The sequence below is a fragment of the Lysinibacillus sp. NPDC094403 genome, assembly GCF_050278745.1.
Lineage (GTDB): Bacteria > Bacillota > Bacilli > Bacillales_A > Planococcaceae > Lysinibacillus.
In genome coordinates this window covers 51,380-67,005 of the sequence record NZ_JBNNTL010000011.1, presented here as the reverse complement: position 1 = coordinate 67,005, position 15,626 = coordinate 51,380, and the positions used below count along the sequence as shown (strand labels likewise).

16 protein-coding genes and 1 riboswitch are annotated in these 15,626 nt (G+C 36.8%); of the genes, 10 read left to right on the top strand and 6 right to left on the bottom strand.

The annotated features are described in order from the left end of the window. The first annotated feature begins 85 nt into the window (after nt 1–85). Together ACQKMV_RS16090 and ACQKMV_RS16085 are read left to right on the top strand one after the other, a co-directional pair. Nucleotides 86–526, top strand: coding sequence for a BrxA/BrxB family bacilliredoxin (locus ACQKMV_RS16090; RefSeq protein WP_249073666.1), 441 nt, complete (start codon nt 86–88; stop codon nt 524–526). 225 nt (nt 527–751) lie between these two features. Beyond that, nucleotides 752–1,729 (top strand): aromatic acid exporter family protein, encoded by a 978-nt coding sequence (locus ACQKMV_RS16085; RefSeq protein WP_427505173.1) that lies wholly within the window; start codon nt 752–754, stop codon nt 1,727–1,729. A gap of 20 nt (nt 1,730–1,749) precedes the next feature. Here the strand turns inward: ACQKMV_RS16085 and prli42 are convergent, their stop codons facing one another. After that, nucleotides 1,750–1,845 carry a stressosome-associated protein Prli42 gene (gene prli42 / locus ACQKMV_RS16080; RefSeq protein WP_283164667.1) on the bottom strand — a complete coding sequence of 32 codons (96 nt, stop codon included), beginning with the start codon at nt 1,843–1,845 and terminating at the stop codon, nt 1,750–1,752. Between the two features lie 125 nt (nt 1,846–1,970). Between prli42 and mce the strand changes: the two genes are divergently transcribed. From mce to ACQKMV_RS16045, 7 genes are all read left to right on the top strand, one after another. Next, nucleotides 1,971–2,384, top strand: a complete 414-nt coding sequence (gene mce, locus ACQKMV_RS16075) for a methylmalonyl-CoA epimerase (protein ID WP_249073668.1) — start codon at nt 1,971–1,973, stop codon at nt 2,382–2,384. Nucleotides 2,385–2,389: 5 nt separating this feature from the next. After that, nucleotides 2,390–3,937: an acyl-CoA carboxylase subunit beta gene (locus ACQKMV_RS16070; protein ID WP_427505172.1), complete on the top strand. Its 1,548-nt coding sequence runs from the start codon at nt 2,390–2,392 to the stop codon at nt 3,935–3,937. Between the two features lie 151 nt (nt 3,938–4,088). Next, nucleotides 4,089–5,054, top strand: coding sequence for a hypothetical protein (locus ACQKMV_RS16065; RefSeq protein ID WP_427505170.1), 966 nt, complete (start codon nt 4,089–4,091; stop codon nt 5,052–5,054). 350 nt (nt 5,055–5,404) lie between these two features. After that, a complete protein-coding gene (locus ACQKMV_RS16060) occupies nt 5,405–6,520 on the top strand; it encodes a M20/M25/M40 family metallo-hydrolase (RefSeq protein WP_427505168.1) in 1,116 nt (371 codons plus the stop codon). A gap of 25 nt (nt 6,521–6,545) precedes the next feature. Next, on the top strand, nt 6,546–7,034 hold the full coding sequence (locus ACQKMV_RS16055) for a chemotaxis protein CheW (RefSeq protein WP_427423061.1): 489 nt from the start codon (nt 6,546–6,548) through the stop codon (nt 7,032–7,034). Nucleotides 7,035–7,255: 221 nt separating this feature from the next. Further along, nucleotides 7,256–7,462 (top strand): DUF6366 family protein, encoded by a 207-nt coding sequence (locus ACQKMV_RS16050; protein WP_427505167.1) that lies wholly within the window; start codon nt 7,256–7,258, stop codon nt 7,460–7,462. 237 nt (nt 7,463–7,699) lie between these two features. Next, a riboswitch (cyclic di-GMP riboswitch) is annotated at nt 7,700–7,788 on the top strand. A gap of 43 nt (nt 7,789–7,831) precedes the next feature. After that, nucleotides 7,832–8,719 carry an amidase gene (locus ACQKMV_RS16045; protein ID WP_427505166.1) on the top strand — a complete coding sequence of 296 codons (888 nt, stop codon included), beginning with the start codon at nt 7,832–7,834 and terminating at the stop codon, nt 8,717–8,719. Between the two features lie 43 nt (nt 8,720–8,762). Here the strand turns inward: ACQKMV_RS16045 and nspC are convergent, their stop codons facing one another. From nspC to ACQKMV_RS16030, 3 genes are all read right to left on the bottom strand, one after another. After that, on the bottom strand, nt 8,763–9,902 hold the full coding sequence (nspC, locus tag ACQKMV_RS16040; RefSeq protein WP_427505164.1) for a carboxynorspermidine decarboxylase: 1,140 nt from the start codon (nt 9,900–9,902) through the stop codon (nt 8,763–8,765). Next, complete coding sequence (locus tag ACQKMV_RS16035; protein ID WP_427505163.1) at nt 9,899–11,128, bottom strand: saccharopine dehydrogenase family protein; 1,230 nt, start codon at nt 11,126–11,128, stop codon at nt 9,899–9,901. Before ACQKMV_RS16035 ends, nspC begins: the two co-directional genes overlap by 4 nt. Nucleotides 11,129–11,400: 272 nt before the next feature. Continuing rightward, nucleotides 11,401–11,607 carry a hypothetical protein gene (locus ACQKMV_RS16030; RefSeq protein WP_427423057.1) on the bottom strand — a complete coding sequence of 69 codons (207 nt, stop codon included), beginning with the start codon at nt 11,605–11,607 and terminating at the stop codon, nt 11,401–11,403. A 542-nt stretch (nt 11,608–12,149) separates the two neighbouring features. On the opposite strand from ACQKMV_RS16030, the gene ACQKMV_RS16025 reads away from it, so the two are divergent. Continuing rightward, on the top strand, nt 12,150–12,890 hold the full coding sequence (locus tag ACQKMV_RS16025) for a tetratricopeptide repeat protein (RefSeq protein ID WP_427505161.1): 741 nt from the start codon (nt 12,150–12,152) through the stop codon (nt 12,888–12,890). Between the two features lie 309 nt (nt 12,891–13,199). Here ACQKMV_RS16025 and ACQKMV_RS16020 read toward each other — a convergent pair whose 3' ends face one another. After that, nucleotides 13,200–14,390, bottom strand: a complete 1,191-nt coding sequence (locus ACQKMV_RS16020) for a glycosyltransferase family protein (RefSeq protein ID WP_427505159.1) — start codon at nt 14,388–14,390, stop codon at nt 13,200–13,202. 42 nt (nt 14,391–14,432) lie between these two features. After that, nucleotides 14,433–15,620 carry a glycosyltransferase family protein gene (locus ACQKMV_RS16015; RefSeq protein ID WP_427505249.1) on the bottom strand — a complete coding sequence of 396 codons (1,188 nt, stop codon included), beginning with the start codon at nt 15,618–15,620 and terminating at the stop codon, nt 14,433–14,435. Nucleotides 15,621–15,626 lie beyond the last annotated feature (6 nt).

Sequence of the window (15,626 nt, the reverse complement as noted above, 5' to 3'; positions counted from 1 at the left end):
AGTTATTAAGTTTAACTTCTTTCAGCTGAAAGAAGTTAAAGCCTCCGGCGGAAGATGACGCGAACTTGAAAGGAGCTATCGCTATATGAATATGGATTACGATTTATTTATGCAAGAAATTTTAAAAACAGCACGTGGAGAAATTGAGGCTGCTGGTTATGAACAGCTTCGCACGCCAGAAGCTGTTGAAGAGGCGTTTGCTCGTCCAGGTACAACATTAGTCATGGTAAACTCAGTATGCGGCTGTGCAGGAGGTATCGCACGTCCAGCAGCAGCACAATGCGTACATTACGATAAACGTCCAGATCATCTTGTAACAGTATTTGCTGGTCAAGATAAAGAAGCAACTGCGGCTGCTCGATACCACTTCGGTGAAGATCATTTACCATCCTCCCCATCATTTGTGTTATTAAAGGATGGTCAAGTAGTGGCAGAAGTTGGACGCTATGAAATTGAGGGACATGACCCGATGTCAGTAGTAACAAACTTACAAGCAAACTTTGAGGAATACTGCGACGAACTTTAATTTATTCAAATAAAGAAAAGCTATTCTTTTAGCAGAAAACTCCGCAGGCTATAAAATGTCTGCGGAGACCTACTACTAAATTGCTCTCCGAATTAGCATCGTTTTTCCACTGATTCCAGTAGAATTGCATTTAGAATTTTTGTAATATTGGCTAAACGATTAGCTGATAGTTTTCTTTGAAATGAATAAACTAAGTAGAGTACTAAAAGATAGGAGGCAGTCGACTTGAAGAAGTTTTCAATCGGCTATCGTACATTAAAAACGGCATTTGGTGCAGCAATCGCTATTGCCATTGCCCAATACTTTGAATTAGCTTCTTATGCATCTGCTGGTATTCTAACAATATTATGTGTACAGCCAACGAAGAAAAAATCTCTTCATGCTGCTTATACACGATTTGTCGCAAGTATTATCGCAATGTTTTATGCATTTTTGAGCTTTGAGCTATTTTCCTATCATCCGCTTACATTAGCAGGTATGTTGATCATTTTTATACCAACAATTGTGTCATTAAAGGTAGCGGATGGCTTTGTCTCTAGTGCCGTTATTATCATGCATATTTATGCAGCTAAAAGCTTTTCATTGGCACTTGTTTATAATGAATTCGCATTAATGGCAATTGGTTATTGTACGGGAATAGCTATAAATATGTATATGCCAGATATTCAAAAGGAATTAAATTACTATCGAGTGAAAATTGAGGAACTCTACAGTAAGATTTTTTTAGAAATTGCCAACTATTTAAGAGAAGGCGATACATTGTGGGATGGGCAGGAAATTATTGAAGCGATTAAAGCATTGAATAGTGCAAAATCCCTAGCGTTTAAAGATGTTGAAAATCATTTTACGAGACGAAAAAATGACTACTACATGTATTTTGATATGCGTGAACAGCAGCTAGAAATTATCGATAGGGTTCTTCCAAAAATAACGGCACTTCCTGTTATAGTACAAGAGGCGGTTATTGTTGCTGATTTTTTACAAGACCTTGGTGAGCATGTTCATTCAGGAAATACGGCCAGTCATTTTAGAGAGAAGTTAGAGCAAGTAAAGCGAGATTTTGCCCAGTTACCCTTACCGAAAAATCATGAGCAATTTTTAGCACAAGCGGCACTCTATCAATTTATTGAGGAAATGGATCGTTATTTAGAAATTAAGCAGTCTTTCAAGGGGTTGAAGGTAAAGAAAGAGCGCCCGCAGTAATGCGGACGCCTTGCTTTTCATTATACTAGCATTGATAGGCCGAATGCTAGAGATGAAATTATCATGATTGCGACCATAGTATAAACTACGATTTTTTGAAATTTTTTATTACTCATATGCTCGTTCGCTCCTTCTTTTCTTATAAATAGTTTATCAAATCTGAAAAATTTCTCAAGTAGTAGAGTTTTGACGAAAAAGTCTGTAAAATAGATTATGTACCATAACAGAAGGAGATGTCACCATGGAGAGAGTAGATCATATTGGGATTGCAGTCCGCGATCTTGATGAACGTATTACATATTATACAGAAACTTTAGGCTTAAAATTGCTAAAAGTGGAAGAAGTAGAATCTCAACAGGTTCGTGTTGCATTCATTGATGCGGGTAATGTAAAAATTGAGTTATTAGAACCGATGAGTGAGAAAAGTACTATTCACGGATATATCGAAAAACGTGGAGAAGGTATTCACCATGTAGCATTCGGTGTAACAGGGATCCGTGAGCGTATGGCTGAGCTTCGGGAAAAAGGCGTACGTCTTTTATCTGAAGAGCCAGGACCAGGTGCTGGTGGTGCAGAGGTTGCTTTCATGCACCCGAAATCATCTTTCGGTGTGTTATATGAATTATGCGATAAAAGTGGAAAAGGGGAAAAGTGATCAGTATGGATATGTTCGACAAAATTAATGACTTGTATGACCGTAAGACAGTAATTGAGCTTGGTGGCGGCTATGAGCGCATCGAGAAGCAACATGATAAAGGGAAATTAACAGCCCGTGAGCGTATTGAATTATTACTTGACGAAGGTACATTTTTCGAGATCAACCCATTCATTACACACCGTACAGTAGACTTCGGCATGGACAAGATGGAAGGTCCTGGTGATGGTGTAGTTACAGGTTTCGGTAAAATCAACGGACGTCCAGTTTACTTATTCTCTCAAGATTTCACAGTATTTGGTGGAGCGCTTGGTGAAATGCACGCAAAAAAAATGGCAACAGTAATGGATCTAGCTGCAAAAAATGGTACACCGTTTATCGGTATTAATGATTCAGGTGGTGCTCGTATTCAAGAGGGTGTACTTTCACTAGATGGTTATGGCCATATTTTCTATCGTAATGCAATCTACTCTGGGGTAATTCCGCAAATCTCAGTTATTATGGGACCATGTGCTGGTGGAGCGGTATATTCTCCAGCAATTACAGACTTCATTCTAATGGTTGACAAAACATCTCAAATGTTTATTACAGGACCTAAAGTTATCGAAACGGTAACAGGTGAAAAGATCTCAGCTGAAGATTTAGGTGGTTCTAAAGTAAACAACGCTATAAGTGGTAACGCACACTTCCGCGCACCATCTGAAGAAGATGCTATTGATCAAATTAAGAAGCTATTAAGCTACTTACCACAAAATAATAAAGAAAAAGCTCCGCGTCAGGCACGTCCAGAGGGTGATGACTATCGTCCAGAAATCGTGGATGCTATACCAATCGAAACAACTCGTCCTTATGATGTACGTAAAGTAGTCGAGCAAATAGTGGACGAAGGCTCATTTATGGAAGTTCATTCAGAATTTGCGAAAAACGTAGTAGTTGGTTTTGCGCGTATTGCTGGTGAATCAGTTGGTCTAGTATGTAACCAACCAAAAGTATTAGCTGGTGGGTTAGATATTGATTCTTCAGATAAGGCTGCTCGTTTCATTCGTACTTGTGACGCTTACAATATACCAATCATCACATTTGAAGACGTTTCTGGTTTCTTCCCAGGCGTTAAACAAGAGCATGGTGGTATCATCCGTCACGGAGCGAAAATCCTTTATGCATACTCAGAAGCAACTGTACCAAAAATTACAGTGATTCTGCGTAAAGCATACGGTGGTGCATACGTTGCCCTTAACTCTAAATCAATTGGCGCTGACCTAGTATTTGCTTGGCCTAACGCAGAAATTGCTGTTATGGGTGCGGCAGGTGCAGCTAACATTATCTTCGCGCGTGAAATTGCAAAATCGGAAGATCCAGAAGCAACACGTGCAGCGAAAATTGAAGAATATAAAGAAAAATTCGCAAACCCATATGTGGCGGCATCTCGAGGTATGGTAGATGATGTTATCGATCCACGTGATACACGTATTAAGCTAATTCAAGGGCTAGATATGTTATCGAACAAACATGAAACACGTCCAGAGAAAAAGCACGGAAACATTCCTCTATAAGACTTGTACAAGCCTAGTATCCAATTGGATTACTAGGCTTTTCTTTCTGACTTAAACTAACTTTATATAATAAAAGATTGATGAGAAATAGCAGTTAATTGAAACATATCCTCATTTCATCCGTACATATATGTAAGAGGAGTTGAGATGAATGGAATGGGAACAATTACAAAAAGAACAAGAAATGATTCATGCACAATTACGAACCGTTAGTAGGTTAAGTGAACAAAAGGTTTTAATTGAAAAGCAAATCGAACATGCACAAGAGGAAATTTACAAACATTCTACAGCACTCAATCAAATCCGTTTGAAACTCGATAAATTAGAAGGTTTTTCTTTTATGAATATGATCCGTACGTGGACAGGGCAACAAGATGAGCTACGTGCAGAAAAAATTGATAAAGCTGCCATTCTTGAATTAAAAATAAATGAAGCAAAAAAGATAGAAATTGATTTAACAAATGATTTAGTGAAAATAAACACTAAACTTACTCAAATTAATGAACAAAAATTACAAGTAGCTTTAAGTCAATTAAATGCTAAGAAGAAAGGCTACTTACAAATACAAGAGCCTAAACAGGCAAAAAGGCTTGAACAATTAGCGCATGAAGAAATGTTAACCAAACAACTAATTACAGAGATAAAGGAAGCAGAGGAGGCTGGTGAAGCAGCACTTACTAAGCTTGGACAAGCAGCTGAGTCCTTACATTCCGCAAATGGATACTCAACGTGGGATACGTTCTTTGGTGGGGGACTCATTGCTACACATTTAAAGCATGATGCACTTGATAAGTCCGAAAATTATCTTCATAATGCTCAAATTGCGTTACAACGCTTCTATAACGAACTACTGGATGTACATGATATGTCAACGAAATCATTAGCAATTGAAACTGATGGATTTGTAAAATTTGCAGACTATTTCTTTGATGATATTTTTTCAGCTTGGTCTGTCCATGCTAAAATATCCACTGCAAGAGAGCAGGTTTCTCGTGTGCAAGATGATGTACATAATACGATTTGGCGTTTACAGGATAAACATAACAAGGCAGATGATTATTTGCAGACTCTTCTAAAAGAAAAAGAAGAGATTTATACAAACGTATATATAAAGTAACCTGTGAAAAAAATCCACTTCTTTCACAGGTTTTTTTCTTCGTTTCACAATAAGGATTGATTGGGTATTTCCGTATCCAGCTACTCGTTTTCCTGTGTTTCCTTCGCCATCGCACAAAAAAATCTTGTTGCTGACGCTACACTTTCACACAGCAACAAAACGCCTAGCTGGAACGGAAATCACCCCCGCTTTGCCAAAGAGCTGTACATTTACGCCAAAGAGTAATTGATATTCATTCATAAAATAGCGTAGTTCCTGTAAGCGAATTATTTCAACTCTTTAGACGTTGTGCTAAAATAATACATATACTATAACGTGGAAAACCACGTAAACTAAGGGAGTCCTACAACATGACAAGTCGTTTAGTAGAAGAGTTTTTTGAGCTCGTACAAATCGATTCAGAAACAAAACATGAACAAGTGATTGCACCGATTTTAATCGACAAATTAACAGTACTTGGATTTACAGTTGAACAAGATGATGCACATACTCGTAACGGACATGGAGCAGGTAATATACTTGCTACGTTAAAGGGTTCATTAGATATCGAACCAATTTATTTTACTTCTCATATGGATACAGTTGTCCCAGGTAAAGGGATTAAACCATCTCTTCGTGAAGATGGCTATATCGTTTCAGATGGTACAACTATTTTAGGTGCTGATGATAAAGCAGGTCTTGCCGCATTATTTGAAATGGCTAAACGTTTAAAAGAGCAAAATATTGAACATGGGGATATTGAATTTATTATTACAGCTGGCGAGGAAAGTGGACTTGTTGGAGCTAAAGAGTTAGATCCATCTAAAATTAAAGCAAAATATGGCTTTGCAGTAGACAGTGATGGCAAAGTAGGCGGTATTGTAACAGCGGCGCCCTTCCAAGCAAAAATTTTCGCTAAAATAATTGGGAAAACAGCACATGCTGGTGTTGCTCCGGAAAAAGGTGTATCAGCAATTACAGTTGCTTCCAAATGTATCGCACAAATGAAACTTGGTCGTTTGGATGAAGAAACTACAGCAAATATCGGTCGCTTTGAGGGTGGTCAGGCAACAAATATTGTATGTGATGAAGTAACAATACTAGCAGAAGCACGTTCTATCGATAAAACGAAGCTAGATGCACAAACTAAGCATATGCAAGAGACGTTTGAACAAGTTTCTTCTTCATTAGGGGCACGAGCTGAAGTAGAAGTGAAGCTAATGTACCCTGGATTCCGTGTAACAGAAAATGATAAAGTTGTTCAAGTGGCAATGGCAGCTGCACACAACATCGACCGCACACCAAAGCTTGGCATTTCAGGCGGAGGTTCCGATGCTAATGTTATTGCAGGCTTTGGCATCCCAACAGTAAATCTGTCTGTTGGGTACGAGGACATTCATACAACAAATGAAAAAATCCCAGTAGAAGAATTAGAAAAATTAGCAGATTTACTTGTTGAAATCGTTAAAGAGTCTGCGAAAAAATAACAACAGAATCTAAGGATGTGAACGCATGGAGAGTGTAAAGGCAGTAGTTTTTGCTTGTGGTACAGAGGAATATGCAGTGCCTGTGGAACAAGCGATTTCGATTGAAAAGCTAGAGCATGTAACACCGATTCCTCATTTGCCTAATTATCTTCTAGGCTTTACAAGAATTCGTGGCGAGCTCGTACCTGTGCTTGATTTTGAGCGTATTCTTTATAATCGTTCTTCTAATGCTGCAACAGCACGGGTTATTGTGTTGAATACGGACGTTGTGAATTATGGGTTACTTGTAACAGAAGCTCGTGAAATTCTTGATTTTGATGAGTCGGTATTAAAGCAGATGGGACTTGTCAATTATTCAAAAACACGCTACTTTACAGCTGTGGCCAATCTTGAAAATCGTATGATCACATACGTTGACCCGAAAATACTTGTGAATTCATTAGAAGGTATACGTGAAATAATAAATTATTTACACAAAATGCTTGAAAATGAAAAAGAAAATGTAGAGGCATGAGTTTTTAAAGGATTAAAAAATCCAATACAACACTTCATATTTGATGTTTTAGGCAGAATTACAAATTTGTGATTCTGTCTTTCTTTTTAACCTCATTTCCATTTCGACTGGGCGCACTTTCCTGGAGGCGTCCAATAAGCCACATTACAAATAAGCATAAAAATGGATATGTCTTTCTATAGTATAAAAAGTAAATATTAATTTAGGGGAGGTTTTGTCATATGGATTCAAAGAATAAGGAAACACCAGAAGAAAAAAGAGAGCGTTTAAAACAAACTGAATTAAAAAACAATGCTACTGGTTCTTTAAACGATGGAATAAATAGGGGAACTAGCGGAAACTTAAATGGTATGGGCTGGAAAGAGACGGTGGTATTAGTTTTAGTGTTATTTATAGGATACATTACATATAAATTGTTTTTCAGTTAAAGATATCGAAAGGAATCTTTATCTAATTTTGCATTCCTTATTTCTCAATTGCTACACATACATCTTCTATATCATTCGTTCAATATGTTCACCTTGATCATCACTACTACGTTTTTATGCTGATATAGTAAAAATAACCTGTGTTCTTATTATCTTGTTTGAAAGTTGTTAATAAAATTATGCGTTTTACCTACAGACATTTTCATTCCAACGTCGTATTATGTAAAGTAAGAAAACTACTGTAAAAGGCAAACTTCACCGAAAGGGAAGGACGCAAAGCCATGAGTCTAAACACTATTTTAGTGCATGATTGTCAGGTTGCCAGGTTCTGTTCTATGAGCCTCGGCGAATAGAATGGAGATGTAATATATGGTAAGTCGTTCACTATCAAAAGCAATCATTGTTTTTATAGTAACAATTGTAAGTACGCTAGGATTAACAATGGGAAAGGTAGAAGCAAAGGCCATGCAAGATAGGGCTACTTGGTTGTGGGATACGACAAAGATTGTCGAAGATGAATCAGGAGTACTCTCATTTTTAGAAAGTAAGCAGGTAAATAAATTATATTTACAAATTAATAGTGATATAGCAAGTAACTATTACAAAAGTTTTATCGATAAAGCAACAGCAAAAGGTATAAAAGTATATGCGTTAGATGGTTCTGCAAACTGGGTTTCAACAGATGGCTATAAAATGCAGGATCAGCTGTTTGACTGGTTACATACATATAATGAAAATGCATCAGCAACAGAGCAATTTTCTGGAGTCCATCTCGATGTAGAGCCCTACTTAAATAGTGGTTGGAGCTCAAACCAAGTAAATACGATTGAATCCTATCAAACGCTTCTTACTAGAGCGAAAGGGGATACCGATCAATTACAATTGCCACTGGAAGTCGATATGCCATTTTGGTTTGACGAAATTACATACAATAACCCTTTTGGGCAAGGTTTATTAGCTGATTGGGTAATTGAACAAGTGGAAAGTGTTTCGATAATGGCCTATCGAGATACCGCTAAAGACGTTATAAAAATTGTTGAACATGAAATAAACTATGCAAATAAAGTAAATAAATCAATTATTATTGGTATAGAAACCGGAGCCTCTGATGAAGGGAAAAATATTACCTTCTATGATAATGGAGAGGCTTATATGAATAAACAGTTAGCACAAGTTCATAAACATTATGCCGATAAAACAAGCTATAATGGTTTTGCCATTCATCATGTTGATAGTTGGATGAATATGCAACCGTAAAAAATCCTCTCCAACAATAAGTTGGAGAGGATTTTCTTTGTTCTTAAGAAAGTCGACCGCTATAGTCTTCAAATTTAAATTCACGAATGACTTTAATGCCTTCTTCATCGTTATAAGAAACGATTGATGGAAGATTAACACCATTAAACATATGATTTTTTACCATTGAGTAATGCGCCATATCTGTGAATACTAGACGATCGCCTGGTTGTAAAGGTTGTTCAAATGAATAATCACCGATCACATCACCAGCAAGACATGTAAGTCCGCCTAGACGATATGTGTAAGCTAGTTCATTTGGTTGACCAGAACCGATAATCATTGGACGGTATGGCATTTCTAGAACGTCTGGCATATGGCAAGTTGCCGATGTATCTAAAATTGCTAGGTCCATACCGTTTTTCTGTACATCAAGAACAGTTGCTACTAAATAACCTGTATTAAGGGCAACAGCTTCACCTGGCTCTAAATATACGAGAAGGTTATACTTGTCTTGAATGTAATTAATGACATTCACAAGCTTTTCTACATCATAATCGTCACGAGTAATATGGTGACCTCCACCAAAGTTTAACCATTTCATTTGATGTAAGACATCACCAAATTTTTCTTCGACAACTTTTATAATACGCTCTAAAGTATCTGAGTTTTGCTCACACATTGCATGGAAGTGTAAACCATCAATACCGTCAAGCTGTGACTTGTCGAAATTGGCTAAAGTTGTGCCAAGACGAGAATTCGTGTAGCAAGGGTCGTAAAGGGCCGTTTCAATTTCAGAGTACTCAGGATTGATACGAATACCACATTCAATTGTTTTACCAGCAGATTTTACTTTGTCCTTATATTGATTCCATTGGTTAAATGAATTAAACACAATATGATCAACATAGCCAAGAAGCTCGTCCATTTCATGCTCTACGTAAGCTGGTGCATAGACATGCACTTCTTTGCCCATTTTTTCATAACCTAATTGTGCTTCAAATAATGAGCTGGACGTAATCCCTGCTAAATATTCACCCACTAATGGGAATGTTGAATGCATTGAAAATCCTTTTAAGGCAAGTAAAATACGGCAGCCTGTTCGATCTTGAATCGATTTTAAAAGTTCTAGATTTTTTGTTAATAATCGTTCATCCACTACGTAAGAAGGGGATGGAACTTTTGAGAAATCAATTGGTTTCATCGGCTTAATTCCTTCGCTTCTAAATCAAGGTCAAGTAATTCTGGATTATGGCTTTCTTGCCATGGTAGACCCCATTTATTTAACGCATCCATGAATGGATCTGGATTGAAATCTTCGACGTTCCAAACGCCTGGTTTACGCCATTCACCGTTCATCACAAGCATTGCACCAATCATTGCTGGCACACCAGTTGTGTAAGAAATCGCCTGTGAACCAACCTCGTTATAACATTCTTCGTGGTCACATACGTTGTACACATAATAAGTTTTTTCTTTGCCATCTTTTAGACCGCGAACGATACAACCGATATTTGTTTTCCCTTTTGTACGTGGTCCAAGTGATGCTGGATCAGGTAGTACAGCTTTAAGGAAGTGGATTGGTTGAATCATTTGTCCTTCAAACTCGATAGGCTCGATAGAAGTCATACCAACATTTTCTAATACTTTTAAGTGTGTTAAGTATTTTTCTGAGAATGTCATCCAGAAACGAATTTGCTTTAAGCCTTTAATGTTTTTAGCAAGAGATTCTAACTCTTCATGGTATAACAGGTAAATATCTTTTGGTCCAATTTCTGGTAAGTTATACACTTCTTTTTTCTCAAGTGGTGCAGTTTCTATCCACTTGCCTTCTTTCCAGTAACGACCATTCGCAGTAATTTCACGAATGTTGATTTCCGGGTTGAAGTTTGTTGCGAAATGGTAACCGTGATCACCAGCATTTGCATCCACGATATCAATGTAGTGGATTTCATCAAATTCATGTTTTTGAGCATGAGCTGTGAAAACGCCCGTTACACCTGGGTCAAAACCGCTACCAAGTAAAGCAGTTAAGCCGGCTTTCTCGAACTTCTCTTTATAAGCCCATTGCCATTTATATTCAAATTTTGCCGTTTCAGGTGGCTCGTAGTTTGCAGTATCCACATAGTGTACACCCGTCGCTAAGCAAGCATCCATAATCGTTAAGTCTTGATAAGGTAGTGCTACATTAATAACAACTTCCGGTCCAAAGGCTTTAATCAGCTCAATAACCTCTTCCGTATTGTCTGCGTCTACCTGTGCAGTATGAATCTTTGTTTTTCCGCCATCTAGTTTTTCTTTTAGAGCGTCACATTTTGAAACAGTTCTACTTGCGATACAAATCTCCTCAAATACGTCCGAATTTTGAACACACTTGTGTACCACAACACTGGCTACTCCGCCAGCTCCGATAATCAATGCTTTACCCAATTGTCTACCCCCAGGTTCATAAATAGTATTGTCAAACAAGCTGATTATACAGAAAATTGATTTACTACTCAATCATTGTTTTTAAATTTTCTACAAAAAAATTTATTTTTCTACAACAATAAGTCTAATTCAGAGGGGAATACCGCGAAAAAAGAAGCTTTTCGTGAAAAAAAATCCCTTAACTACATGTAAGTAGAAAAGGGGGAAATTATTTTTTTGTTCAAAAAATTATGGGTCACATAATACTAGTGATGTAGTTTTTAGCTACCGAGTTATTTAGAAAAACGATTAGAAATTTGTTGTTTTTCATCCCCCCATAAATAAAAAAAGATCAGTAGTAATGTGCTTAAAAACCCCATTACAAGGGCATATGTGCTGAGGGCCACATCCACTTGACTTTGCATAGCATAAATGAAAATAACTCCTAGTGTTAACAAATTTCCAATAATAAGCGATACAAAATGAAATCGTCTATTCATAGCAAGCCCTCCTAATTTAGTTTACATGCCCTCAAAAAATGAAAACATACTTCAATTATCTCATAATTCAGAACATTGTCCAATGTTTTTTCATTTAGGATTATCGTCATAACGTAGGGGTTGATTTCCGTTCCGACTGGGCAAACACGATGTTGCACACGAAAGCGTTATCACAGGATGTGATGCTCTTAGCCTTCGTTCCTCTATTTGCTTGCTTCATGGTCTCATCTGTGACGCTAATCCCCAAGGAGTCGCCCATTCTTCACTCCAATCAACTTATTTACATAGCATAGGTTTAACAAATGTCATCCTTGTGGTGATGAATCATTTTGATCATCGTTTTAATAATAAGATTCTAGTTTAGTGCATTCCTATTAAGGTAGTGCTAGACAATTGGAGGACATAGGGTACTGTTAAAATAAAAGAATTATAGAAAAATTATTGCTATTTAGATTGTTTTGCATGATAAATGCTCTTTTTCTCTCTAAAGATGGTAAAATACCTATAATACTTTTCTTTTAGTGAAGGTGAGGATTTAAATAGTGATCAAACAGTTTGATGAGCAAGTCCAACAGATAAATGAATTATTTTTAAATGGTCGTGTGAAAGAAAGTTATCAATTAGCCAAAGCACTTTTAGCTAATAGTGCGTTTACAGAACAAGAATCATTTCCAACAATTCAACAGCATGTCGCATTGTTGGAAGCGAACGGTTATGCAAATATGCCAGTTCCTACTGCTGAAATAGTGAAGCAAAGTGTTGAACGGACAGATGGCTCCTATCCAGAGCGTGATGTACTAGCTGCATACATAGGAAGTGAGGATGATCAGCAATTCGGTAAAGTAGTAGATGAATTATTAGCTGGATCGGTCGAGGCACAAGCGAATGCATATTATACAATGGCTGAATTTTTTGCTCTTGCAAAGAAGCATGATAAAGCACTTGTGCAATTTGCGGAAGCGATAAAACTACAGCCAAATAAAGCTCTTTACTGGGCAGCCTTTGCACAGTTTTTGAGTCGAAATGAAGGCAGTCCGTATTTAGCACTACGTCTTATTGAAGAGGCTATTCAGTTAGATAGCATGAACCCTCGTTGGTACTATATTCAAGGGAATATTTTTTTACAGCTTGTCGCAGCTACAAAAAATTTAAGCTATTTACCTGCTCTAGAAGAGGCCTGGGAAAAGGCTAAGAAACGTTGCTCTACTAAACAGGTTGCATTAAAAGTGGATATTGCGAAATCCAATGATGTACTGTCACAATGGAAAAAACAAATGCTCTAAGAGGAATGGGAAGCTGTCCTAAAAGTTACTTAAAGATAGATTTACTAATGTATAGGTAAAATTCAGGCCTGTTAGATGTATTTACTATATTGAGAAACAATTAGAAGAATCTGCTCCGTGGAAAGGTCGAAACCAGCAGTACATGTGGGTGCAGAAGTTGTGGAATTTGCAACAACAAAAAAAGTAGGTAAAAGATTTTTCTTGTACCTACTTTTTGCTAGTTTACGGATAAATACGACATTCTATTAACGTTGTTATAACAACGTCTTAATAGTTTTTGAACGTACCTCAATTACTTCTAAATGCGATTTAATCAATCCTTTTCCTTATTTTTAGTATCTGATCCTCAAAAATCAAATCAGATGTTAACCCATTTAAAGATATTAAATCCTTAATTGAAACACTACATTCACTGGATATTCTATACAAAGTATCTCCCTTATTAACCTTATAGGTTTCGTAATCATCCAGTGGCCTATAATATAAAATTTCACCTTTTTCTTTGGTAGGATAAAAACTATTTTTTAGAATGTTATTGTCAATTAATGTTTTTATCATTTGCTTTGCTCTGGTTTTATATGAGTGGTCTTGAACAGTTTTTCGTCCTTGTATCTGAACTTGTGATCTTTTTTGGGAATGATTAAGGAAGTATTTAATTTTCTGTACGGTTTCTTCTGGCGATAAAGAGACAACCAAATCTTTTCCTGGTATAAAATTTTTTCTTACTCCAGGTGTATCAACTGTTATTAGAAAGCCGCCGGATCCTAAAATTTCATAGGTCCGCTGTGTCAGTAAATCAGGATAATTTTGTAAACCTAATAAAATTTTCGCGGAACTGTACACTTTATTTGCATCATTATAATTTAGAAAACCATGAATCCATTCATTGGGTATTTCAAAGCCAAAATAATCACCCATTTTGTCCCAATTGTTCCCCCAAAAATCAATACGAATATTCTCCATAAGAAGTGGTTTAATTAAAATATCCAAAGAACTATGTCGGTAATGTTCTGGATATTTGTGTAAAATATCTGGGTATGCATTTGCTACTATAGCAATATCAGATTCATATTCAGGATGAACATTAGTTGGATGGTGTATCGTTTCTTCGTAACCGAAATCTAAATGGTCAGAAGGTATTCCTAATTGTTTATAGGTTTCTACAGTATCGGGGCATAATGTAAAAATAAAGTCAGGTTTAATATTATTTACTAAAGGAATCGACCAAACATCTGTATAAGCTGGGTCTTCGACAGCCCAATAAACCAACGGAATTTTGTGTGATACCATTTGTTTTCGAATTATCTTTTGCTTATCTTTTGTATGTTCACTTCCCCAACCGATAGTAATAGCAAAATCAGGATTAAAATCTTCAATCATCTTGGATAGATCTTCATTATTTATAGACCCTGAAATAAGAATATCATGCCCATCCGCTTGAAACCCTCTTGCTAAACTATTAGTCCAGATTTCTCCGCTTTCTAAAAAGAGAATACGCATTGTTTCACCTCTATTATTATCTAAAAAGAGCTTACAATTTAATTATTTCTTTTTTATTTTTAAAAAATGATTAACCTCAATTGTATCTGATTTAAGGCAATTTAAATGCTTAATTTCTTCAATGCTTACTCCAAACTTTCTTGATATACTCCATAAAGTATCATTTGGCTCAATGATATAAATTTCGTAGTTTTCCCGTAATGTATCCACATAATGAACCAATTTTCCTTCTCCAGAGCTTTTCGCACTTTTCGAAAGAATGCCTGCACCGATGAGTGTTTCAATAATATAATTAGCCCGCTGCTCATAAGAGTATTTTTTTACGGTTTCCATACCTGCTTTCTTTACTTTATTACGTTCTTCAGGATGACTTAAATAGTATTTTACAAGTTCAATCGTTTCTTTAGAGGAATTACTTACGATAAGATCTTTACCTGTGGAAAATAATCTCCTAATTTCAGATGTATCATTTGTAAGCAAAAAACCACCTGACCCCAGCACTTCATACGTGCGCTGTGTTAATTGCGTATCATGATTTTGTATACCTAAAATAATTTCTGCTGAACTATACACTTTATTTGCCTCGGTATAAGGAAGAAACCCGTGAATCCAGTCATTGGGAATCTTCTTTCCAAGGATATGCTCCATTTGATCCCAGTAGCGACCCCAGAAATCAATTCTTATATTTTCCTCTAGAAATGGACTTAGAAGTGACCTAAGCGCTTTAAAACGGTAGTGGTCAGGCCTTTTTGTATATAGCATCGGATAACCGTTCGCAACAATTGCAATCTGAGCCTTATGCTTTTCATCAACTTCCGCAGGGGAATGAACACTTGAATGATATCCAAAATCCAAGTGTGCCGAAGGAATGTTTTTCTCTCGATAGAAATCCACTCTGGAAGGACAAATGGTGAACACAAAGTCGGGTTCAATGGTCTGAATTAGAGGCAGGGAAAAGGTGAATGTATACCCTGGATCTTCTGTAGACCAATAGACATGAGGAATATTTGTGGATGTAACACATTCTCGAATCATCTTTTGTTTTTCTTCTGTATGTTCTGCTGTGTGTCCCATCGTGAAAATTAAGTCCGGGTGAAAGTTTGATATCATATCCTTCATGCTGTCCTCAGTCAGAGGACCCGAAATCATGACGGTATGCCCAGCATCACAAAAACCGTTTGGAAGTCCGTAAATCCACATCGGATCACTTTCTAGAAACAATACACGCATAATATC